Raw genomic sequence first — 22,289 nt, forward strand, 5'->3', positions numbered from 1 at the left:
ACCTCATTTCAGTTGCGGCGCGATGTGCCTTTCAAGGCCTTAAGAATGTGGATCCGGATGGCGCCGAGTCCTGCGACATATTCGTCCCGCGGCTTCGGTAGCTCGATCACCCAGTCGCCGACCTGACGCGCGGGCGCGCCGCCGAGCAGGATGATCCGGTCGGACAGCAGCAGCGCTTCGTCGATGTCGTGTGTGATGAGGACGGCCGCCGTCTGGTGATCGCGCACGACTTTAAGCAGCAGATGCTGCATCTCCTCCCGCGTGACCTCGTCGAGCGCGCCGAATGGTTCGTCGAGCAGCAGGATTTCCGGCGTGCGCGCAAGGCAGCGGGCGAGCGCTGTACGTTGCGCCATGCCGCCGGACAGTTGATCCGGGTAAAGGCGGCGGGCATGGCCGAGACCAACCTCGTCGATGGCGGCATCCACACGCGCGCGACGCTCGGACGCCGATAGCTGAGGCTGATGTTTGAAGTCGAGACCGAAAGCGACGTTGCGCTCCAGCGAAAGCCACGGCAGCAGGCTCGGATCCTGAAACGCCATCGCGACGCGTGGATGCGCGCCGTTCAACGGCTTCCCGTGCACCTGTACCGTCCCGCCGGCCGGCTGCATCAGACCTGCGAGCACACGCAGCAGGCTGGATTTCCCCACCCCACTCGGCCCCAGAATGCTGACGGTCTCACCGGCATGAAGCGACAGGCTGAAGTCATGCAGCACGTGTTCGCCCGCCAGCGAATAGCGGAGCGCGATATCCGCGGCTTGCAGCAAGGCCTGCGTCATGCGGTTTCGACGATCGCCTGACGGCGCTCGTGTTCGCGCAGCACCGTCTTGAGCTGCACCAGGCTCGGCGTGATGATCGGCACAAAGGCCGCCTCGCGCAGACGACGCTGGAACGACCGGCCGGGCTCCGACAGATAGGCCTGGCCGCCGGACGCGGCGAGCTCAAGCTGCACGGCCCCTGAGACAATGGCAGCGAGTTGCAGCCGAATCCGGAAAAGCGGGGCTGGCGCCGCGATGAAGCGTGCATCGAGCAATCCTACCGCCAGTTGCCCTTCCGCGATATCGAGGTTGCGCGACAGCGCGTCGACGTCAGCTGCAAGTACGTCGCGATTCTTGTTGAGCCTAAGCTCAGTCTCCGCCAGCGAACGCTTCGCAAGACCGATGGACATGGCGCATTGCAGACCGAGAAATGCCGGACGGACCTGCGGCAGCCACACGCCGGCATCGGGATGGATAATGTCATCTTCGCTCACGCGAACGCCGTTGAGGTCGACAGCGGCCGTGCTGCTGGCGCGCATTCCCATCAATGCCAGATCGGGCGAGCGCCTCACCCCCGCGCTGTCCGACGACAGGCTGGCGACGAACGGCGTCGATCCGCCTTCGCCCTGCACTGCTGCCGCGACGTCGAAGCCCGCCGCACGCAGATTGGTCACCCAAGGCAGCTTTCCGGTGACGGTGCGCACGCCGTCCTGCACTGCTGCCTTGATCTGGAGCGCCTCCACGCCCGACAGGAACTTCATCGCGTTCGAGAGCCCGGTTGCGCCCGCGCGGCGCCCCGACAGCAGGTCCGGCAGCAGTCTGTCCCGCAGCCTTTCGTTGGGACTCTGCAGCAGATATTCGATGAATGTCCGATGCCCCCAGAACACGAAACCCACTGCCAGAGAATGGCTGGATACAGCGGCGATCGCTCCGACGGCATCGTTGATGTGTCCGCCCAGGCCGCCTTGCGCGCGCGGCACGCCGATGCGCAGCACATCCGCGTCCGCAAGCCGCGGCAGAATGCTCGCCGCGCCGTCCGCTCGCTCATCGAGATCATCGGCGTTGGACGCGATCCAGCTTTTCAGTTCGGTTGGAAGTTGCACCATCGATACAGGCCCGGCGGACTATTCGGCCGCAGCTGCCGACGCGTTCGTCCAGGCGTAGGGACGCAACTCGTCGTTAAGCGGTGGTTGTCCGAGATTATTGGCGAAATTACACAGTGTCGCGAGGCTGACGCCAAGCACGACCTCCAGAGCATTGGCATCGGTGAAGCCGGCGGCGCGAAACGCCTTTACCTCGGCGTCGGAAACCGCACCGCGGCTCCGAATGACGGCGCGGGTGAAATCGGCGACGGCATTCAGCCGATCATCCAGAACCTTTCGGCCGTCGCGCAGCGCTTCGACGACCGCTTCCGAAAGCCCCGCCTTTTTGTAGGCGATAGCCGTATGCCCGGCGACGCAGAATCCGCATCCATGCGTTACCGCCGCCGTGATCTGCACGACCTCGCGTTCGGCGAGGTTCAAACCGCTCCTCGCATTGATGGCAGACACGGTTTGATAGGTTTCCAGCGCGGCCGGCGCATTGGCGAGCAACCGCACAAGGTTGGGAAGAAAGCCGTTATTGATCTGAGCGGTCTGCAAGCCAGCCTTCGCAGCATTCGGGGCGTTCTCGATGGTAAGCAACGGAAGTCGGGACATAGATGCAGCTCCGCTCGCATGATGCCGGGCAATGATGCCTCATCCATCATCATCAACTGGCGCCAGTTGTAGCGACTTCGCCTGCGATGCAAAGGCGCTGGCGAAAAAGAGGAAGTCTTGATCGCGTCAGCCAAATTTCTAAAAGAGACATGCCGTAATCCGGCGATTGACGCAGCATTCCGACTGCTCATCGAAGCGCATCGCATCGCGCTTGGTCGCGCGGGTACAGGCATCAATCCTGCACGCACAGACGCCGCCGCGTCGTCCCGATTTGCAGATCGAATCAACGGGGCGATCCAGTCGTCTTATCGCGCTGAAGGACCCGACTACAGTATACCGACGTCTGCTATAGCAATCGAATATCCAATATCACGGACACATTCGCCATTAGGATAGCCGTCCGGCCGTCTTCTTGGATAAAAGCGCGACGGCAGGACATTCTCCAATTGAACCTAATGTCAGCACGTTTAGTCTCCCAACAGCAGGCAGGACAGATCGTTTCTGCCGAATGAATTGGAGACTGACAATGAACGCAGCAATGCAGATGATGCCGATGCCTATGATGATGGGCGGCATGATGAATCCGATGATATCGGGTAGCATGATGAACCCGATGATGGTCGGTGGCATGATGAACCCGATGATGATGGGTGGCATGCCGATGATGGGCTGCCAGATGAAGTGCACCATGACTGCCAACGGCATGACCTGCGAAATGATGCCGATGGATCCCGCCATGAAGGACATGTTCATGAAGTGCTGTGATAACATGATGAGCATGATGCAGATGGGTATGCCGATGATGATGAACTGCGGCGGCATGATGATGATGTGCATGCCGATGAAGACCGCGGCCTGATCGCGACTTTTCACTGACAGAGATGGCGGGCTGGCTTTGTCAGCTCGCCATTTTCGTTTCTGCGGTCAGGTTGCTACGACGCAATGTCCGCATAGGTCATGACGAGATAGAGCACGGCCTCGCTCGCAACGAGGTTTCGATAGACATGCGGCACGTCCGCCTCGAACAGGACGGCGTCGCCTTCGGCCAAGGTCTGCGGCTTCTCCGATCCTACGGTAAGTTCAACCACGCCCTTAACGACCACCAGATTCTCACGAGTCCCAGGCGCATGCGCCTCCGCCGACTCGCGATGCAGAGCTGCGATCTTGAGCTCGTAAAATTCGACGTCGTGATTTCCCTCAAAAGGAAACAAAGCACGCGAACTGAACTGCCCCTGGCTCGATGTGAGCAGCTTCGCCTCCGAGCGCCGCAACACCACCGACCCACGCGGCGCCTCGGAATGCAGCAGGTTTGCGAACGGGACATTCAACGCATTCGCGACCTTCCACAACAGCCCGATCGTCGGCACACTCTTGCCGGTCTCGATCTGGCCGAGCATCGCGCGGCTTACGCCCGACTGCTTGGCAAGCCGCTCCAGCGAATCTCCACGACGGGTTCGCAGGCGCCGCACATTGCGACCGACAATCGCCGGAAGATCCGTTGGCATGTCGGGCGCAGCTAGATGGTGAAGCTGGTCGTCAGCGACAGGGCTCAATCTGCCGTCGCTCACAAAGCATCCCGATTTGTTAAAGCGGTTGCCGCCATCGGGACTGGCATCCAGACCATCATCGGCCAGAACCAGTAGACCGCTCCCTGATAGAAATTGACTTGCTCTGACGGAGCGCTCGACTCGCGAGTTGCAGTCTTGCGCGCCCGATAGGCGCTGAAATCGATTACGTTTGCTGAACTATCTGCCACGCAATTTTCCATATCTTCAACAGCTTGAGCGATATGGTATTGATGTCGGGGCTCGAAACAAGTCGCCGGAGAATAAAACAACAGACGTGTCGGAGGACGCAGCTGCACAGCAAGCTATGCTAGGCGCGACGCGGCGTGGAGCATGCCTCCCTCGAGACGGCCGCACAGCCCGGTAACCCACAAGGCACAGGCGATCGGCGTCTGTGAGGTCAACGGCACGCCGCTGCCTGCGAAGGACTTCTTCTAGCAGCAACCAAAAGCTGCGGCGCATCAGCCGCGCGGCAACAGGCCAAGCCGGCGACCGCTCCAGAGCGTGACCGCCGTGCCAGTGAACAGCGACGCGCCAAACACCCAGCCCGACAACGCACCGGCAGTGATGCCGGAGAACAGCGTGCCAACGGTGCAGCCGAGGCCGGTCATCGCGCCCCATCCCAGCAATACGCCGCCCGTTAGACCGCGCAGGACGTGGTCGATCCGCGGACGTTGCGGCTTGAACTGCCCGGCCACCAGCGCCGAGGCTAGCGATGCGGCGACCAGTCCCAGCACGAACGCGCCATTTGGCGACAGCAGCGCGTCGCGGACGACGGCGATGCAGCCGCGCAGACCATCGAGGCCTTGCAGCCGTGTCGGTGCAAGTTCCAATGCGCCTGCAAGCTGTCGCGCGCGGCTGCCGATCTCGGCGGTGACACCGAGTGGCGCGACGCGCAGATACGACATGGTCGCGAGCACGCCGATGATGGCACCACCAATCCATGCCGGCCAGCGATCGACGAAGATCGCGGTCGCCTGGTCGCGTGCGCGCGCATGCTCAGCCGGCTTCTGCGGAGCCGATCGCGTCACGGCATAGGCGATCAGGCCGAGCACCAGGCCAGCGACCAGCAGATGCCCGGCATAGCCGAGCGTCCGCGGCAGCCACACCACCGATGCATCTGCAACGGCGGCAAGATAGACGGTGTTCCAGCTGATAAAGCCCAGTATGAAACCGATAATTGTGCCGATGAGTGCGAATGGCGCTGTGGCCGATCCCTCGCCAAGCCGATAGAGATGCGCGCTGACGCAGGAGCCGGAGATGGCCATGCCGGCGCCGAACACCATGCCTGCGGCCACCAGCGCGAAGCTGACAGGCCCGATGAACGCATCCGGCGGCAGCCGCCCGGTGCCGGCATCCGGCAGCCATGCACCGAACACCAGCGTCGTGCCGACCAGGCCGACGGCCAGCGCCACAATAAGACCCAGCACGCCCTGCGGTGCGCGATCATCGAACCATTCGCGAAACATGCAGAAGAAGCAGAACCTTGCGCGTTGCAGCACGATGCCGAACGCCGCGCCAAACAGCAGCGAGATGGCGAGCGCCGGACTGCTCTGCCCGTGCAGCACATAGGCGGACACGCCGATTGCCAGCACAATAGCAAGAGCGACCGCGACGGAAACCTTGCGGTCCGCAAACGCAGCAAGCGCCGGGTCGATGCCCGGCGCCTGTTCGTCGCGATGTGAAGACCCTGTGAGGGTCTCCACGGATGTGCCGTCGGTCACTTGCCGCTCCAGACCGTACCCGCAACGTTGACGACGGGGACGCCAACCGAGTTGCCGTATTCGGTCCACGAGCCGTCATCGTTCTTGACGTCATAGCCAAGGATCTTCGAGAGCAGGAACCAGGTGTGGCTCGAGCGCTCGCCGATCCGGCAATAGACGATGATCGGCTTCGATCCGTCGATACCGGCAGCGGCGTACAGCTTCTTCAACTCGTCAGCCGATTTGAAGGTGCCATCCTCGCTAACCGCACGGCCCCATGGCACGTTGAGCGCGCCGGGGACGTGGCCGGCCCGCACCGTCAGTTCCTGCGAACCGGGCGGTGCAAAGATCTTGCCGGAATACTCATCGGCAGAACGGATATCGACAATTGTCGCATTCTTGCTGTCGGATGCCGCGCGAATATCGGCGAGGCGCGCACGCAGCTTCTGGTTCGGCTCGGAGACCGTCAGCTTGCCCGGCTGTACCGATGCATTGCGCGTATCCAGCGGACGCTTGTCGGCCTCCCACTTCTTGCGGCCGCCATCGAGTAGCTTGACGTTCTTAACGCCATAGACATCGAACACCCAGGCACCCCAGGCTGCGAACCAATTGTTGTTGTCACCGTAGAGAACGACGGTGGTGTCCTGATCGACGCCCAGCTTGCGCGTCAGTTCCTGGAACTTCTCCTTCGAGGCGATGTCACGGGTCACCGTATCGACGAGGTCCGTGTGCCACACCACATTCTGGGCGCCGGGAATGTGGCCGCGCTCATAGACGCCGGGCTCAACGCTGACTTCGACGACGCGAACCTTCGGATCGTTCAGATTCTTCTCAAGCCATTCGCCGTTGACCAGCGGGCTGCTGCCCTGCGCGAATGACGCTGTCGCCAGTGCGACGGCGCCAAGGCCCATGGCCAGCGTCGTTGCGATAATCGATTTCAGTTTCACAATCATTCTCCATCAATGGGCAGAGCACTGGGCTGAGTATCAGTTGCCGAACGTCGCCCCCAGCCGACAATTTCTCGGATGCATCTCCTCACTGCACCAGCAGCGCGTCAATCGACCGTCTGACGCAGCCAAAAATGGCCTTCTCGCAAATGTCGGAATCGCCGAATGGATCGAATGTGCGAGCTCGCTCACCCGGAATGTCCTTCTGGTCGTGGCAACCTGTCGCAGGTGATATGCGCTCGTTACGAGCATTCGCAGCGACAAGCCCACTGTCTGAAGAGCGCTGCAGGATAGCGCCACCAGTGAGGTGGGAGCAGACCGCGGCCCTCATTCCAACTGTATTTGACGGCTAGTCTTGCGATAGCGCCCCTCAAGCTCTACATCCGCGCGTCGCTTGCCTCCCGACCAGGACTCCCATGACCACCGGCCGACAGCTTCGCTTCAATGCCTTCAACATGACCGCGCCGAGCCATAACTGGGCCGGGCTCTGGTCTCATCCGCGCGATGCATCCATCGATTACAACAATCTGGATTACTGGATCGACTATGCGCGAATCGCCGAACGCGGGTTGTTCGACGGCGTCTTTCTGGCTGACGTGTTCGGTGTCTATGACGTGTTCGGTGACAGCCCGGACACAGCCGTATCGCACGGCGTGCAATTGCCGAATGCGGACCCCACGCTTCTGGTCTCGGCCATGGCGCTGGTCACCAAGCACCTCGGTTTCGGCATCACGTCCAATATGTCGCTGGAGCATCCCTACCAATTCGCGCGGCGATTTTCGACGTTGGATCACCTGACCCGCGGCCGCATCGGCTGGAACATCGTTACCGGCTATCTCGACAGCGGCGCGCGCGGCATGGGCTTTACGGCCGGCCGTGCCCATGACGATCGTTACGATGTTGCCGAGGACTTCCTCACGGCCGCCTACAAATTATGGGAGGGCAGCTGGGAGCAGGACGCCGTGCGTCGCGATCGTGCCACCGGCACGTTCACCGATCCAACGAAAGTTCACACCATCCGCCACGACGGTCCGCATTACCGCATCGATGGCATTCACCTCTCCGAGCCCTCCCCGCAACGCACGCCATTGCTGTATCAGGCTGGCGCTTCGAAGCGCGGGCGCGCCTTCGCCGCCAGACATGCCGAGGCGATCTTTCTCAACGGCCAGACCAAACCGATCCTCGCCAAGGCCGTGCGCGACATCCGGACGGCCACAAAAGACTTTGGCCGCGATCCCTACGACACCCGGCTGTTCGCCGGTCTGACCGTGATCGTTGCGCCGACCCGTGCGGAGGCCTTTGATCTTCATGCGGAATACAGCCGCTATGTCGACCAGCAAGGGCAGCTTGCGCTGCTCTCGGGCTGGACCGGCATCGATTTCTCGACCTACAGCCCGGATCAGGCGCTGCAATATGTCGAGAGCAACGCGATCCAGTCGATGGTCGAGAACCTCACACTGCGCAGCGAAACGCCGCTGCGCGTCGGCGATCTCGCCAGCCTGAGCGCGATCGGTGCGCGGGCTCCTTTCGTCGTCGGATCACCGCAGGATGTTGCGGATGAACTCGCCGACTGGGCCGAACAGACCGATATCGATGGCTTCAATCTCGTCCGTCTGGTCGCACCGGAATCGCTTGAGGCATTCGTCGATCTGGTGGTGCCGGAACTGCAGTCACGCGGGCTGTACAAGTCCGACTACAGCCAGGGAACCCTGCGCGAGAAATTGTTTCCTGGCCGGGGCGCGTTGCTCCACAGCACGCATCCTGGAGCGCAGTTTCGCCGCTAAACTTTCCGGGCGGATCGCCCGCACAAATCGCGACAGGACCGCCACGACGACGTAGCGGTCCAGACCTCCATCACCACGACGGCAGATAGGCGCCTTTGAATCGCGTCAGGATGAACTGTTTTACCGGCTCTGAGTGATAGGCATCGACCAGCTTCGCCACCCATGGCTTGCCCTTGTCCTCTTCCCGCACGGCGATGATATTGACCCACGGGCTTTCCAACGGCTCCTTGATCAAGCTGTCGCGCACGGGATCGAGGCCAGCCTGGACGGCATAGTTGTTGTTGATCGCCGCTACATCGACATCGGCCAACGACCGCGATAGCTGCGCGGCATCGAGCTCGACAAATTTCAGTTTTTTGGGATTCTCCGCGATATCGACGATCCCCGCGGTGACGCTGGTGGGGTCACGCAGCTTGATCACGCCATTGGCTGCCAAAATCTGTAGCGAACGCGCGCCATTGGTCGGGTCGTTGGGAATCGCAACCGTCGCACCATTTGGGACATCGGCAACGCTCTTGTACTTCTTCGCGTAGAAGCCCATTGGAGAAACCGTGGTGTAGGCAACCTTCACGAGCTTCCAGCCGGTCTTGGAGATCTGGTTCTTCAGATAAGGCTCGTGCTGAAACGAATTGGCCTCAAGATCCTTGTTGGCCAGGGCCTGGTTCGGGAACACATAGTCTGTGAATTCGACGACCTTGATGTCGAGTCCGCGCTCCGCGGCCACCTTCTTAACTGCGTCGAGCACTTCCGCATGTGGGCCGGCCGTGACACCCACGCGAATGGTCGTTGGCTCTTGTGCATTTGCGACAGGTAGACTTGCTGCAATAGCGGCGAACAGGAATGCGGCCACACCGCCGGTGCGAGCGAGCATGGCCAGCCGCAATACGTTAGCCGATTTCATTGACGAGTCCCTTATGTGAGTGTGCGAGATGACGATGATGGTGGCGGGCAACTCTCGTTGCGCCGCCACGCCAATGATTATGAATTTCTCCCGAGCCGACGGAATTCTTTTGTTAGCCCGGTTTGGAAGAGACTTTGCTGCGATCAAGGGGAGACGCAGCACAAACACAGTGGCAGCCAACCGCCCAGCGCCAGGATAGCATCGTCGATCGCGACGGAGTTATCGATGCGCACACAGATTTCCTTCGCACTGACGGTGCGCGCCCACGCATTCAAGCGAAATGGCACGCCGCTACGTGGCTATCTGCCACGGTGCGAAGGACTGGGCTGTCCACAGCACAGAGCTCTTCTGCGCGCGGGCACCTGGTATGGAAGTGGCATCCTTCAGGCGGATTATAGGCACTCGGCAGATCTCCCTGCACCATATGCCGCCGCCGACCGAGATCGCCGGTATCGATGCGCGGGATCGAGTCAAACAGCGCTCGCGTGTAGGGATGCGCGGGGCTTGACCACAATTTCTCTCGAGTCGATGTCTCCACGATACGCCCGAGATACATGACCGCGACGCGATCGCTGACATATTCGACCACGGACAGGTCGTGGCTGATGAAGAGATACGCCACGCCGAGTTTGGACTGCAGATCGACCAGCAAGTTCAGGATCTGCGCCTGCACGGACACGTCGAGCGCAGACACCGGTTCATCCAGGATGATTAGTCGTGGATCAAGCGCCAGCGCGCGGGCAATTCCGATCCGTTGCCGCTGCCCACCCGAGAATTGATGCGGGTAACGGTCGGCGGAATCCGCGGAAAGTCCCACTTTTGAAAGCAGATCGGCAATCCGGTCACGGCGCTGTCGCCGATCGCCGATGCCATGAATCCTCAGCGGTTCACCGATCAGCATTCCGACGGTACAGCGCGGATCGAGCGAGGCCAGCGGATCCTGGAATACGACCTGGATATCGCGTCTATAGGGCCGCATGCCGCTCCGTGTCAGGCGCGTCAGATCGACGCCGCCCAGCCGAACGCTGCCGCTCTGCGGCTCGACCAGCCGTGCAATCGCCCGGCCGAGTGTGGACTTCCCACAGCCGGATTCGCCAACGAGACCGAGCGTTTCGCCGGGCTTGATCGACAGCGAGACGCCGTCAACCGCGTGCACGGTTCCGCGCGACGAAGCAAAGCGCACAACGAGATCGTTCACCGTGAGCAGTGGCTCAATATGCGTCGCAACGAGCGGCTGCGTGTTCTGATGCACGGGCTTCCTCAATTCTCAGACAGGCTACGGCGCCATCTGCGTCAACGGGTATCAGCGGTGGCCGCGCGATCCGGCAGGCGGCGACCACAAACGAGCATCGCGCGGCAAAGCCACATCCATGCGGCATCTCGGCCAGCGAAGGCACCATGCCCGGGATTTCGCTCAGTCGGGTACGAAGGCCGTTGACGTGATGGCGCCCCGGCCGCGCTGCGATCAATCCGCGCGTGTAGGGATGCAGCGGCGACTTCAGAAGATCACGGGTGGTGCGCTCCTCGACTTTGCGGCCCGCATACATCACCAGCACGCGATCGGAGTATTCCGAGACAACACCGAGATCGTGCGTGATCAACAGAATGGCGGTTCCGGACTCGCGTTTGATCTGATCCAGCAACTCCAGGATCTGCGATTGAATGGTGACGTCGAGTGCCGTGGTCGGCTCGTCGGCAACCAGCAGTGCCGGATTGCAGGCGAGAGCGATGGCGATCATGACCCGCTGTCGCATGCCGCCGGAGAGATGGTGCGGATAGTCGTTCACGCGGCGACGTGGATCGGAAATCCGCACCCGATCAAGCAATGAGACTGCGCGATCGCGGGCCTTCTGGTGTGAAATGTCCTCATGTGCGGTGATGGCCTCGACGATCTGCTCGCCGATGGTCAGCACCGGATTGAGCGCCGTCATCGGCTCCTGGAAGATCATCGCGATCCGGTTGCCACGCAGCCGGCGCAGTGCCTCGCCCTCAAGGCCGAGAATGTCGCGCCCCTGCAGCTTCACAGAGCGGCCCTCGATGCGGCCGGGCGCCGCCACGAGGCCGAGCAATGCAAGAGCGGTGAGCGATTTTCCGCAGCCGGATTCGCCCACGATGGCCAGCGTCTCTCCCGCAGAGATATCGAAGCTGAGACCGTCCACGGCGGTCAGCGCATTACCCTTGCGGTCGAACCTGACACTCAGCCCATCGACGGACAGCACTGGCTCGCCCATCACCGGCGCTCCTGTTTCGGGTCGACGGCGTCATTGAGGCCATCCCCCAGCAGATTGAGCGCGAGCACCGCAACGACGATCGCCACGCCCGGCAGCGTTGCGATGTACCAATCCGACCGCAGCACTTCGCGCCCGGCGCCGACCATGCCACCCCAACTCACCACGTTCGGATCGCCGAGACCGAGAAACGCCAGACTGGATTCGGTCAGGATGGCCGTCGCGACCATGACCGATGCTGAGACGATGATCGGCGCCAGCGTGTTGGGCAGCAGATGGCGGAAGATAATACGCATGTCGGACGCACCGAGTGCGATCTCCGCCTGCACCATGTCGCCGTGACGCAGCTTAAGGAATTCGGCGCGCACCAGCCGTGCCAGGCTCGGCCACGCTGTGACACCGATCGCTCCGACGATGGTCGCGATGGAGGGCTGCAGGATGGCGACGATGGTCAGCGCGAACAGAAACGGCGGAATCGTCTGGAAGAACTCCGTCAGCCGCATCAGCGACGCATCGATCTTGCCGCCGTAATATCCTGCGAAGGCGCCGACACCGCCCCCAATCACCAACGACATAGCGGTCGCCACCGCGCCGATCAGAAGCGAGACGCGCGCGCCGTGAGAGATCCCCGACGCCAGATCGCGCCCCAGCATATCGGTACCGAGCGGAAAGCTGGGATCCTGGCCAGGACGCAGGAATGGCTGACCGACAAAATCCAGGGGATCGCCAGGGAAAATCTGATTGGCAAGCAGTGCCATGGCCACGACGAACCCGAGCAGCAGCACGCCCACAACCGCCGACGGCTGTCTTGCCGTCCGGAAGAACGCGTTATCCTGCGCGATGCGCGCCGGCGGGATATGCGCAACGATATCGACGAGGGCCATGGTCAGCTGAGCTCGATGCGCGGGTCGAGCACAGTGTACAGGAAGTCGATCGCCGCATTGGCCAACACCACCACGACCGAACTGCACAGCAGTATGCCGAGAAGCAGATTGAGGTCGCGCTGAAACAGCGCTTCGAAAGCAAGCCGCCCCAGCCCGGGCCACGAAAACACGGTTTCAACCAGCACAGCGCCGCCAAGCACGGCACCGACCTGCACGCCGAGCATGGTGAGAACAGGCAGCAACGCGTTTCGTACAACATGACGATAGGCGATCCGCCCCGGACGAATGCCCTTAGCGACGGCAGTCCTGACAAAGTCCTGCCGCTGCACGTCGATCATCGCCGCGCGCATCAACCGCGTATAAACGGCCAGAAAGAACAGCCCCAGCGTGGTTGCAGGAAGTACCAGATGTGCCGCCACATCTTTCAGATAGACTAGGCCGGTATAGCCACGCTCGATGCTGGTCATGCCGCCGACCGGTAGCCAGTCGAGCCACACCGAAAAGACCACGATCAGCATGATCCCGGTCCAGAACACGGGCGTCGCATAGAACAACAGCGCGATGCTGGAGATCACGGTATCGGTCGCGCTGCCCGCGCGCCGCGCGGCAGCGATCCCCATCGCCGAACCGACCAGCAATGCGAACGTGATCGACGTACCCATCAGCAACAGCGTTGCCGGGAGCCGCTGGGCGATCAGTTCGAGCACGGGCAAGCCCTGACGGAACGAGAAGCCGAGATTGAGCGACAGAAGGTTGCGCAAATATAGGGCGAATTGCACCGGCAGCGGTTGATCGAGCCCGAACTGCTTGCGCAATGCGGCCAGATATTCCGGCGTTGCCGAGCCAGCCTCACCTGCCAGCACTTGTGCTGCATCACCCGGCGCTAGCCGCAGCAGGAAGAAATTGGTGATCGCAATGCCCAGCACCACGATCACGAGCTGCAGGGCTCGCCGCCCGAGAAATTTGGCCGATACCGGGATCATGCGCGGGCGTTCAATTCTGCGCCGGCGCCTGATCGAACCATGCATTCTTCAGCGAGCCATAGGACTGGTCCGCCTGCAGGACGACGTCCTTCAGGGCGGAAGAGTGCAATGTGAAGAAGCGTAGTTCGAGCAGTGGCAAAGTCGGCAGATCGCGTTGAACGATCTGCTGGAAGCGATTGAAATCTTCAGTACGCTTTTTCGGATTGCCTTCGACCGCAGCGGCCTGGATCAGACCATCGACCTCGGCATTGCGGTAGCCCGACCCGTTTGTCCACGGCGTCTTGCTGCCGAGCCAGCCTGACCAGTATTCGCGAACGACGCCAATTTGCGGATCGGGGAAGGCACCGTTGTAGGAGCTCGAAATATCGAAGTCACGGTCGGCATAGACGCGTTTGATGAAAGCTGCGGTGTCCTGGGCGCGGATGTTGATCTCGATACCCACACGCTTCAGCGCCTGCTTCAGATATTCGCCGGTTCGCTTGTAGTCATCACCGTAAGGCAGGAAGTCATGATTAAGCGTGAACCGCACCCCATCAGGCCCGCGCTTAAAGCCGGCTTCGTCGAGCAAGGCTTCGGCCTTCTTCAGGTCGAACGGATATTTGGGCACGCTGGCATCGTGGAACGCCGTCAGCGCCGTCGGAACCGGGCTCACAGCAGGCTTGCCGTAGCCATACCAGACGACCTTGCCCAGCGCTTCCTTGTCCAGAGCAAACGCGATGGCCTGACGGACGCGGACGTCCTTGAGATACTGGTTCTCGACGTTGAAATCGAGATACAGCACGGGCGATAGCCAGTCATAGCCGCGGGTATCGACCTTTAGCGACGACAGCTTGGCAAGGCGCTCGACCTCGCGGAACGACACCGGATTGAATGTCGCATATTGCACCTCACCCTTCTCGATCGCCGCCGCGCGTGCCGCCGCGTCGGGAATAATCCTGAAGATGACTTTGTCGAGATAGGGCTTTGCGGTCTCCCAGTAATCCGGATTGCGTTCGAGCAGAATGTATTCGCCCTTCTTCCACTCCTTGAAGACGAATGCTCCGGTGCCGACCGGCTTGTTGTTATACGCGTTGTTCAGGATGTCGGTGCCTTCATAGAGGTGCTTCGGCAGGATCGGCGCACCGACGGCGTTGAGCACACTCAGAATTGGCAGCGACGGCTTCGACAAATGAAGGATGATCGTATTGCCGTCAGGCGTATCGACCTTAGCGACGTTTTCGAATATCGCCTTGTTGCGCGGATGAATGGTCTTCCAGACGTTCTCCAGGCTCCATTTCACGTCCGCGGACGAGAACGGTTTGCCATCATGCCACTTGACGCCCTTGCGCAGGTTGAAGCTGATAGTGAGGCCATCCTCCGCAACTTTCCACTCCGTCGCGAGCGATGGCTGCGGCTTCAGCTCCGGGTCGTAATAAACCAGGCCATCGAAGATGTTTCCCGCAACGATCTGCGTCGGCGTTGCCGTATTGAATGCTGGCGTCAGGGTGACCGGCTCCGGCTGCACGATGGCCGTCAGCGTTCCACCGCGCTTCGGACCGTCGGCTGCGCATGCCAGCGTCGCCGGCATGACCGCCACGGCAGCCAGCAGGACCGATAGTCGTGCGACCAATGATGTTTCGAAAGAGATTGCCCGAAAAAACTTCATGATGATTGCCCCAGCTCAATTCTGCTTCGGAACGTCAAACCAGAAATCGCGGAAGCTGCCATAAACCTGATCGCCGCGAATGGCCGAGGTCTTGAGATTCGCCGCCTGAATGGTGAAGAACTTTAGCTCGACCAGCGGCAGCGTCGGCAGGTCGGTCAGAACGATCTTCTGAAAGTCCTTGAACAGCGCGATGCGTTTCTCGGCGCTGGCCTCGCCCTGGACCTTCGAGATGATGTCATCGACCTCGGCATTCTTGTAGCCGGAGCCATTGGTCCAAGGGATGTTCTTGCCGACGGATGCCGACCAGTAAGCGCGGGTCACGCCGATCTGCGGATCGGAAAACGCTGCAAACCATGCGATCGAAAGATCGAAGTCACGGTCGCCATAGACCCGCTTGGTAAATGCCGCGGTATCCTGCGTCCTGATCGTGACGTCGACGCCGACGCGCTTCAACGCCTGCTTGATGTATTCCGCAGTCCGCTTGAAGTCGTCACCATAAGGGATGTAATCGATGAACAGCGAGAAGCGCGTGCCATCCGCGTTGCGCTTGAAACCGGCCTCATCCAACAGCGCATCCGCCGATTTGACGTCGAACGCATCCTTGTCGGCGCTCGCATCGTGGAACGCCGCCAGCGTTGAAGGAACGGGGCTGGTTGCGGGCTTGGCAAAACCGTACCAGACCACGTTGGAAATCGCCTTGCGATCGGTTGCACGTGCCAACGCATGTCGAACGCGTGCATCCTTCAGCGGTCCACGTTCGACATTGAAATCGAGAAACAGGAACGGCGACAGCCATTCATAGCCGCTGGTTTCAATCTTGAGGCCGGGCAGCTTGCCGAGCCGTTCGGCGTCCTTGAGCGGCACCGGGCTGAGCGAGCCATACTGGATTTCGCCCTTCTCGAAGCCAGCCGATCGGGCCGCCGCATCCGGAACGACCTTATAGATCACTTTGTCGAGATACGGCTTTCCCTTGGCCCAGTAATTCGGATTCCGTTCCAGCACGATGTACTCACCGCGCTTCCATTCCTTGAACACGAACGGTCCGGTCCCGACCGGCTTGTTGTTGTTCGGATTGTTGAGAATATCGGTGCCATCGTAAAGATGCTTCGGCAGCACTTGGGCGCCGTTGCTGTTCAGTGAACTGAGGATCGCGGGAGAAGGTTCGCTCAGCCTCAGGATGACGGTGTTGTCGTCGGGGGTGTCGACCTGCTTCACCTTGGCGAAGGTCGCCTGATTGCGCGGGTGGATCGTCTTCCAGACATTTTCCAAGGTCCACTTCACATCCGCCGATGTGAACGGCTTGCCGTCATGCCAGAGCACGCCCTTGCGCAAGCGAAGGGTGAGCGACAATCCATCCGCGGCCGTTTCCCAGCTCTCCGCCAGCGCCGGCTGAGGATTGAGGTTGGTGTCGTAGTCGACGAGGCCATCGAAGATGTTGCCGCTGACTGTACCAGTCGGAGCTGCCGTATTGATCGCCGCGGTGAGGATCACGGGTTCGGGCTGAATGATTGCCGTAAGCGTCCCACCGGGCTGCGGCGTCTGAGCAAAGCTCCCCGCTGGCACCCCCGCACCAAGGGCGAAAAGCAAACCGACTACTGCACGGCGGGATCTATCTGCGATCGAGCGAGGGAGAACCATCCAAGGACGATCATTCTGTGGCGTAGCGGCAACCATTCTTCCCCCTGTTTGACATCGATCTGCAGCATATTGCCTGACGAACGGCATGCTCCTTGACGCCGGGATATATCGACGCCCCCACGATCAATCGTCAATTTCGAATTGCACACGATACCAAGGACAACGGCGCCGTCGACACGGCCGATTGAAGAAGCTTTCTCCTTCGCAAGCAGGAATGCCTTCCGGCACATCAACATGCACCTCGATCCGCGCGGTCGACAGCGATGTACCAGCCGCCGCCGAAATCTTCGGCTTCGCACCTTGGGGGGATACCGTTGCCCCGCGCTTGAGATTGCTCCGCGCAGGCTTTTCTTCATCGAACTTGTATCGGGGAGAATGATTGAACTCCCGATCGTCGATCTTTGGACTTCAAAAATCTTGTTCGCTGACCGAGAGTCGATGTTGGCCGTTACGTAAGGGAGCGACTGAAGGCGCGGAGAAAACAACAACAGCCTGAAAATTGGGAGCATCTGCTTGAGCATCGACGATGACAACATTCTAATCCAGCGGCAGCGCGGCCCGACTTCTGCCATCACGTTCGGTATGCGACAGATAGGCTATCGCGAATGGACAGCTGTGGAGAAACACAAACTCAAGGGGTTGGCCGAGCGAGGCTTATCCGTTCGGAAGATTGCCAGATCGCTCAAGCGGTCCGTTTGCATTACCCAAGCGATGGCATCGAAATTGGGTATTCGCTTCGCGGATGAATTGGAACTGCGATCAAGTTAGGCATACGCTTTCCAGGCCTCATCCGTATGATTTCCATTTCTCCGACAGCCTCAAAGAGGCCATGCGCATCAATGTCGGCTGCGATGGGATTGCGCTCGCGATGTGACTGGACGTCAGTCCGGCAACGCAGGTTGCGCAAATCACCATTTGGGCATGCAATTCGTGGAAAGCGCGCAGAACATACGATCTCGCACCGTGTTGCCAAAGACCCGGTTACATGAATCGTTGTTGCCACTGAAGCGCAGCGCTTTTACTTACTTTCCGAAGAAAAACAACCGAGAACAGAACAATGGCTGTCTATCTGGATCATACTGGCCGCCCCCTTCCGCAGAAGCTGGCGGATTCGGACGGCATTCGTTTTCATTATATCCGCGGCGGCAACGGACCCACCGTCGTCCTGGTCGCTGGCTTTCCACAGAGCGTTTACGCATGGCGGCGCGTCATTCCTCTCCTGACCGATGCCTATGACGTCATCGCGCTGGACCTTCCAGGCCAGGGCGATAGCGACAAGCCACTGGATGGCTACGACACAGCCACGGCAGCGAAACGGATCAACGGCCTCCTCAAAACGTTAGGCGTTGGACGCCATTATTTCGTCGGGCATGATATCGGATCCTGGATCGGATATCCTTATGCGCACGAATTTGCGAGCGAACTGGACGGCGTCGTGTATCTCGACGCCAACATTCCCGGCGTCACGTTGAAGCCTTCCATCGATGTCGCTGATCCGGACTATTGGAAGAGCTGGCACTTTCTCTTCAACATGGTCGACGATCTGCCCGAGGCGCTCTTGCGGGACCGCGAGCGTATTCTCATCGAATGGTTCTTCAACAAGAAAACCGCAAACGCGATCGCGACCTTCTCGAAGGAAGACATCGACGAATATGTTCGCGTCTATAGCTCCTTGGGTGGCCTGCGCGGAATGCTAGGCTATTATCGCGCGGTCATCCGCGACATGGATTACAATCGTGGCTTGTTTCAAAAGAGAATAGCTGTGCCTGTGCTGGCGCTGGGAGGCGATGCCGGTAGTGCACCAGGAATTTTCGAAGCTATGCGACCCTTGGCTGAAAATATTCGAGGCGGCGTCATCCTGGACAGTGGACACTATATCCCAGAGGAACAGCCCGCAGCTCTTGTCGCCGAGCTGAGGGCATTTTTCGAAATTATATCCACTTCATGAGCGGTAAGGCTCCGGCCAAACTGCGCGTCAATCGAGTACGACCGACACCCTCGCCGACGTCAGATGTGCACGGATCGTGGAGCGCTGCCCCTTGAGCTTCGGCGGAAATATGAACTGTCCAACGACTGACGTCACAATACCTCGGCCTTCGCCGCTGATCGTGTGCGCGTCATGCGGGGAAACCCTAGGAAGAGAAATCCGCGAGCGCCGATCAGCTGGCGAACACAATCGTGTTCAAGCGTGGAAAAGCGTAGTTTTGGTGCCCAGGGGCGGCTCCGCTTTGCAAAGCTATAATATTGACAAGACACATGATTTTTTAGGTTGATCCGAGATGCTACCAACGTCGATACCAACAATTTGCGAATGTTGACTGAGTTTTGCCGGGACAACGAATGCCCGGCCGCCAGCGGGCGGATATCGTCGACCAGCACCACCGGCAGGCAGACTACGGCACCATTCCCGATATGGGTAGGGCGTTGCTTTTCGATGAGACCGATCACCTGGGAGCGTGCTTCGCCAAAAAACCGCTTCGATATGGATAGCAGCGAACAGTTAAAGGAGGCCGATCAGGTCACTTGGGACGGCTTCAGCAACAAGGTGGACCAGCACTTCGAAGGGGAGGCGTGGCGCCCCCCGATCACCGCCGCGTCCAGTAGCGCTCGTGGCATACTCGAAGCGTTGGACAGGCTCAGACCCACCAACTGGCTTCGGTAGGTTAGCATACTTCGCAGCTTCGGACACGACGGGCCTGTGAACATTGCCCGATATCTTGGTCAACTAATACCCATCCTGGCCGAGCACCCGCGACGCTGATTTAAAATAGGCGAGAATCGACCTCTACAAATTTGGCTCTGCCGCGCGAACGAAATCCGCAGCGCCTATACACACGCCGTCGAATTCTGGCAGGAGCGTGTTCGGATGATGCTTTTTTGGGCCGACGCGCTTGACCTGTTGAGGGAGAACGGTCGCGTCCTCAGAGTGAGAGTGTGAAGGAAAACACGAACCGAAATGTAGCCGCGCCACTTAAGTAGCCTCATCACGTCGACATGCTCGCTTTAAGAAGCGACAGAAGTGATTGTACTGCCACAAGTCGCCGACGTCCGACCGTTGTGGTCGCGAGATGTCCCGCTCCTATCAGTTCGTAAAGCTTCGTGCGTTCCAAACCGGTCGCCTCACATGCTTCGTCGATCGTACAGGTGACCCGCTGGGAGAATGCAATCGTCTGCGGTTCAGCAGATTTTGGAAGGCATGGAGTAGCCTGTGACTGCTGTCCTCCGTTCTTCTCTCGACGTCTGTATCTCACGAAGCCTCCCAATCGCAAAGCGCTCGACGGCGAGAGTTGACCGCGCGACGAGCAACGACAATGCGAGCAACCGAGGGCCCTCGCGTACAACAGCGTACTTCGACGGACTTTTCGAGCATATCCGGACATCAACGGTGGTGAGGAGAATTTTCACTGACCGCATCAGCCACAACAATGAGTCGCGGCGGGCATGGCGGCTGTCATGCTTGCTTACCGAGATCTATGCTATCTCACAGCCTCCTGTGAAGTTGCGGAGGGCTAGTTGTGACCGATACGGTGCAGGGGACAAACTAAACCTATCATCGGCAACATCGTGCTTAGCCATAGTCGCAGAACCCGGCAGCTTTCGGTTGGCTCAATGTCCCTCAATTGTGCGATGTAATTTGACGCCTCTGGAGCGACTACCGGTCCCGGAGCGCCTCGTCGTCCTCCCTGAGCTACTGTGTGAGGTCTGGAATCCCTTCACGATGCAGTCTATGCCGAGACGCCATTGTCGAGCAGGCTTTTCTCACCCTTCGGCGTGAGCTGATAAAGGTCGCCGTCCTTCTGGACATAGCCGTCCAGCACCAACTCTTCAGCCTTCGCTGTATCGTCAAAAGCAAAGGCGTTATCGATTTCCCGCAGAACCATCAGTTGATCGTCTGTAAGCATGGGAACCTCCGTTTCCCTGGCAACCACGGAACGCGCAGCTTGTTCCTATTTGCGATGTCATACTGAAGACCTTGTGGCTTCCGCCTCTAACGCACGCTGTCGTTTGCGCGTCTCTCGCGTTGTGGGCAAAGAGATCCCCAATCGGTTCGCCTGACGTCTGACGGCCTGGACATTACGTTTCATGGCCGCAGCAATTTTGATCGGCGATGCACCCGCTTCAGCCATGGCTTTAAGTTTTTCACCTTCTGCGGCCGACCAAGGCCGGATTAGCGGCATCATCACTCATACTCCACCAATCGAAGCGGCGTCTTTTCCCTATGGCGCTCGTAGACTGCAATCGCCTGATTCGACAGCAGCAGAGGACTGACGACCCCCTGCCCGATCTGGTACGCGACATGCTTTCCAATAAATTCAAACGCTTCTTGCGGGTCGCGCAAGCGGCCAACCCCCGCCAGGTAATCCAGCGCGATCTTTACAGATTGCTCGTGCAGGGATTCCGTTGACTGGCTCAGGCTGCCAACTCCTTGCGAACTGCGGCGGCTGAGTTGCCGACCTTGGCGACCGTCTTCTGCAGCTTGTCTTTATCCACGCCGAGCTCCTTGGTCCAATACTTGACCTCATGCGCCTCGTGCATGTTGATCTTGCTGCGATCCGGCTGCCCCTTGTTCTTCAGATCGTCCATGGCATCCTCCAGTGTTTGATGCCTAAAGGAACGCATTTCTGACTTTCTAGTTCCGGCGCGGCCAGTATGGCGGCCGCCGCGGTAGGTCGCCGCGCCTCTTCGCGGTACTGATGCCGGCCTTCTAAAGGGACGAGGTGTCTTTTTGCCGCCGCTTGATCTGCACGAATGAACTTTGGGTTGAGTGGCGGGTTGAGAAATATGCCCAAGCGCACACGGACATCGGCCCCTATGGGCCTTCAACCTTCCCAGTTGGAATCCTGCTCGCAGATGATGCCAGCAATGCCGATGGCCGGAAATTCCAAAACCGGCCCGTTTCGTCCGATCAAGAAATCGGCGAGCGACAAGGAGCGCGCTCACTCTGCGAAAGCGACGCTCCGTAAATCATTGCAGAAGCAGCGAGCTCTGCAGCGCGGCTAGCTGTTGCGCTGAAGATCGTTCTGCCGAAGGAACGAGAGGCCATGCACCGTAAGACGGTGATGATCGGTCTCCCCCTCACTGTGTAGTTGGTCAAGATGCTGGGAAAGCTGGGCGCGGACGCCCGGTGCTTCCGAATGTCCTGAGAGGGCGCCATAAATATCGATGGCGCGGTTGCCGGCCGGGATGTTCATGGCGAGCTTTCTCATGGCCACAGCCACCGTTCACCGTCGCCATGTGCGACAGTTGTCGGAGTCAAGCCCCGATGCTTCCGATCGTTCCAAGTTTCTCAGTTCTCAGTCGGAGCCAGGTGATCTTACCGGATAATGGATCGAGTTGGCATTCAGCCAGTCCTCGTTGTCTGCAGCTGAGATCCAGTAGTGTGCCATCTGTAAAAGCCGGAGAGCTTCAGCCTGGTCCGTGGCTTCTTTTGCCTGTCTCGCTGCATCGGATGCCATCAACCGAAACGACGTACCTTGGCGCATTTTCGCTCTCCATTTCAGCGAAAACATAAGCCACTGTTGCGCTAAAGGTTTCTTCAACGGGTGGGAGGACTTACGT

Annotated in this window: 23 protein-coding genes; 5 read left to right on the plus strand and 18 right to left on the minus strand. The window is 59.8% G+C overall.

Annotation, left to right across the window (positions count from 1 at the left end; translation table 11 throughout):
- Nucleotides 1–8: 8 nt before the first annotated feature.
- Genes RSO67_RS10545 through RSO67_RS10555 form a run of 3 tightly spaced genes read right to left on the minus strand, consistent with a single transcriptional unit; the run spans nucleotide 9 to nucleotide 2,452 of the window.
- On the minus strand, nucleotides 9–776 hold the full coding sequence (locus RSO67_RS10545) for an ABC transporter ATP-binding protein (protein WP_315843437.1): 768 nt from the start codon (nucleotides 774–776) through the stop codon (nucleotides 9–11).
- Nucleotides 773–1,861 carry an acyl-CoA dehydrogenase family protein gene (locus RSO67_RS10550; RefSeq protein ID WP_315843438.1) on the minus strand — a complete coding sequence of 363 codons (1,089 nt, stop codon included), beginning with the start codon at nucleotides 1,859–1,861 and terminating at the stop codon, nucleotides 773–775. Before RSO67_RS10550 ends, RSO67_RS10545 begins: the two co-directional genes overlap by 4 nt.
- A gap of 18 nt (nucleotides 1,862–1,879) precedes the next feature.
- The gene (locus RSO67_RS10555) at nucleotides 1,880–2,452 is read right to left on the minus strand and encodes a carboxymuconolactone decarboxylase family protein (protein WP_315843439.1); all 573 of its coding nucleotides are present in this window, start codon (nucleotides 2,450–2,452) and stop codon (nucleotides 1,880–1,882) included.
- A gap of 526 nt (nucleotides 2,453–2,978) precedes the next feature.
- Here RSO67_RS10555 and RSO67_RS10560 point away from each other — a divergent pair.
- A complete protein-coding gene (locus RSO67_RS10560) occupies nucleotides 2,979–3,311 on the plus strand; it encodes a hypothetical protein (RefSeq protein WP_315843440.1) in 333 nt (110 codons plus the stop codon).
- Nucleotides 3,312–3,384: 73 nt separating this feature from the next.
- On the opposite strand, the gene RSO67_RS10565 is transcribed toward RSO67_RS10560, so the two are convergent.
- The 3 genes from RSO67_RS10565 to RSO67_RS10575 form a co-directional block, all read right to left on the minus strand.
- Nucleotides 3,385–3,957 carry an XRE family transcriptional regulator gene (locus tag RSO67_RS10565; RefSeq protein WP_315843441.1) on the minus strand — a complete coding sequence of 191 codons (573 nt, stop codon included), beginning with the start codon at nucleotides 3,955–3,957 and terminating at the stop codon, nucleotides 3,385–3,387.
- Nucleotides 3,958–4,478: 521 nt separating this feature from the next.
- Nucleotides 4,479–5,741, minus strand: coding sequence for a YeeE/YedE family protein (locus tag RSO67_RS10570; RefSeq protein ID WP_315843442.1), 1,263 nt, complete (start codon nucleotides 5,739–5,741; stop codon nucleotides 4,479–4,481).
- Nucleotides 5,738–6,661 (minus strand): sulfurtransferase, encoded by a 924-nt coding sequence (locus tag RSO67_RS10575; RefSeq protein ID WP_410001881.1) that lies wholly within the window; start codon nucleotides 6,659–6,661, stop codon nucleotides 5,738–5,740. The genes RSO67_RS10570 and RSO67_RS10575 overlap by 4 nt, the downstream gene beginning before the upstream one ends.
- 422 nt (nucleotides 6,662–7,083) lie before the next feature.
- Here RSO67_RS10575 and RSO67_RS10580 point away from each other — a divergent pair, with 422 nt between their 5' ends.
- The gene (locus tag RSO67_RS10580) at nucleotides 7,084–8,451 is read left to right on the plus strand and encodes an LLM class flavin-dependent oxidoreductase (RefSeq protein WP_315843443.1); all 1,368 of its coding nucleotides are present in this window, start codon (nucleotides 7,084–7,086) and stop codon (nucleotides 8,449–8,451) included.
- A gap of 70 nt (nucleotides 8,452–8,521) precedes the next feature.
- On the opposite strand, the gene RSO67_RS10585 is transcribed toward RSO67_RS10580, so the two are convergent.
- The 7 genes from RSO67_RS10585 to RSO67_RS10615 form a co-directional block, all read right to left on the minus strand.
- Entirely contained in the window at nucleotides 8,522–9,322 is an 801-nt protein-coding gene (locus RSO67_RS10585; RefSeq protein WP_315844219.1) for a MetQ/NlpA family ABC transporter substrate-binding protein, read from the minus strand.
- 301 nt (nucleotides 9,323–9,623) lie between these two features.
- Entirely contained in the window at nucleotides 9,624–10,604 is a 981-nt protein-coding gene (locus RSO67_RS10590; RefSeq protein WP_315843444.1) for an oligopeptide/dipeptide ABC transporter ATP-binding protein, read from the minus strand.
- A complete protein-coding gene (locus RSO67_RS10595; protein WP_315843445.1) occupies nucleotides 10,564–11,583 on the minus strand; it encodes an ABC transporter ATP-binding protein in 1,020 nt (339 codons plus the stop codon). Before RSO67_RS10595 ends, RSO67_RS10590 begins: the two co-directional genes overlap by 41 nt.
- Nucleotides 11,583–12,464 (minus strand): ABC transporter permease, encoded by an 882-nt coding sequence (locus tag RSO67_RS10600; RefSeq protein WP_315843446.1) that lies wholly within the window; start codon nucleotides 12,462–12,464, stop codon nucleotides 11,583–11,585. The genes RSO67_RS10595 and RSO67_RS10600 overlap by 1 nt, the downstream gene beginning before the upstream one ends.
- 2 nt (nucleotides 12,465–12,466) lie before the next feature.
- Nucleotides 12,467–13,447 (minus strand): ABC transporter permease, encoded by a 981-nt coding sequence (locus RSO67_RS10605; RefSeq protein WP_315843447.1) that lies wholly within the window; start codon nucleotides 13,445–13,447, stop codon nucleotides 12,467–12,469.
- A gap of 10 nt (nucleotides 13,448–13,457) precedes the next feature.
- Complete coding sequence (locus RSO67_RS10610; protein ID WP_315843448.1) at nucleotides 13,458–15,092, minus strand: ABC transporter substrate-binding protein; 1,635 nt, start codon at nucleotides 15,090–15,092, stop codon at nucleotides 13,458–13,460.
- 15 nt (nucleotides 15,093–15,107) lie between these two features.
- Nucleotides 15,108–16,655: an ABC transporter substrate-binding protein gene (locus tag RSO67_RS10615; RefSeq protein WP_315843449.1), complete on the minus strand. Its 1,548-nt coding sequence runs from the start codon at nucleotides 16,653–16,655 to the stop codon at nucleotides 15,108–15,110.
- A gap of 588 nt (nucleotides 16,656–17,243) precedes the next feature.
- On the opposite strand from RSO67_RS10615, the gene RSO67_RS10620 reads away from it, so the two are divergent.
- Together RSO67_RS10620 and RSO67_RS10625 are read left to right on the plus strand one after the other, a co-directional pair.
- Complete coding sequence (locus tag RSO67_RS10620; RefSeq protein WP_315843450.1) at nucleotides 17,244–17,498, plus strand: hypothetical protein; 255 nt, start codon at nucleotides 17,244–17,246, stop codon at nucleotides 17,496–17,498.
- Between the two features lie 289 nt (nucleotides 17,499–17,787).
- Nucleotides 17,788–18,678: an alpha/beta hydrolase gene (locus RSO67_RS10625; RefSeq protein WP_315843451.1), complete on the plus strand. Its 891-nt coding sequence runs from the start codon at nucleotides 17,788–17,790 to the stop codon at nucleotides 18,676–18,678.
- Nucleotides 18,679–18,809: 131 nt separating this feature from the next.
- On the opposite strand, the gene RSO67_RS10630 is transcribed toward RSO67_RS10625, so the two are convergent.
- From RSO67_RS10630 to RSO67_RS10635, 3 genes are all read right to left on the minus strand, one after another.
- On the minus strand, nucleotides 18,810–19,178 hold the full coding sequence (locus tag RSO67_RS10630; RefSeq protein ID WP_315843452.1) for a hypothetical protein: 369 nt from the start codon (nucleotides 19,176–19,178) through the stop codon (nucleotides 18,810–18,812).
- A 536-nt stretch (nucleotides 19,179–19,714) separates the two neighbouring features.
- Nucleotides 19,715–20,110 carry a helix-turn-helix domain-containing protein gene (locus RSO67_RS30445; RefSeq protein WP_410001830.1) on the minus strand — a complete coding sequence of 132 codons (396 nt, stop codon included), beginning with the start codon at nucleotides 20,108–20,110 and terminating at the stop codon, nucleotides 19,715–19,717.
- 345 nt (nucleotides 20,111–20,455) lie between these two features.
- On the minus strand, nucleotides 20,456–20,632 hold the full coding sequence (locus RSO67_RS10635) for a hypothetical protein (RefSeq protein WP_172980498.1): 177 nt from the start codon (nucleotides 20,630–20,632) through the stop codon (nucleotides 20,456–20,458).
- A gap of 181 nt (nucleotides 20,633–20,813) precedes the next feature.
- On the opposite strand from RSO67_RS10635, the gene RSO67_RS10640 reads away from it, so the two are divergent.
- On the plus strand, nucleotides 20,814–20,999 hold the full coding sequence (locus RSO67_RS10640; RefSeq protein ID WP_315843453.1) for a hypothetical protein: 186 nt from the start codon (nucleotides 20,814–20,816) through the stop codon (nucleotides 20,997–20,999).
- A 141-nt stretch (nucleotides 21,000–21,140) separates the two neighbouring features.
- On the opposite strand, the gene RSO67_RS10645 is transcribed toward RSO67_RS10640, so the two are convergent.
- Nucleotides 21,141–21,314, minus strand: coding sequence for a DUF3606 domain-containing protein (locus tag RSO67_RS10645; RefSeq protein WP_120293199.1), 174 nt, complete (start codon nucleotides 21,312–21,314; stop codon nucleotides 21,141–21,143).
- Nucleotides 21,315–21,727: 413 nt separating this feature from the next.
- Nucleotides 21,728–21,937: a hypothetical protein gene (locus tag RSO67_RS10650; RefSeq protein ID WP_315843454.1), complete on the minus strand. Its 210-nt coding sequence runs from the start codon at nucleotides 21,935–21,937 to the stop codon at nucleotides 21,728–21,730.
- Nucleotides 21,938–22,289 lie beyond the last annotated feature (352 nt).

This window comes from Tardiphaga sp. 709 (assembly GCF_032401055.1).
In the GTDB taxonomy this organism is placed as follows: Bacteria; Pseudomonadota; Alphaproteobacteria; order Rhizobiales; family Xanthobacteraceae; genus Tardiphaga.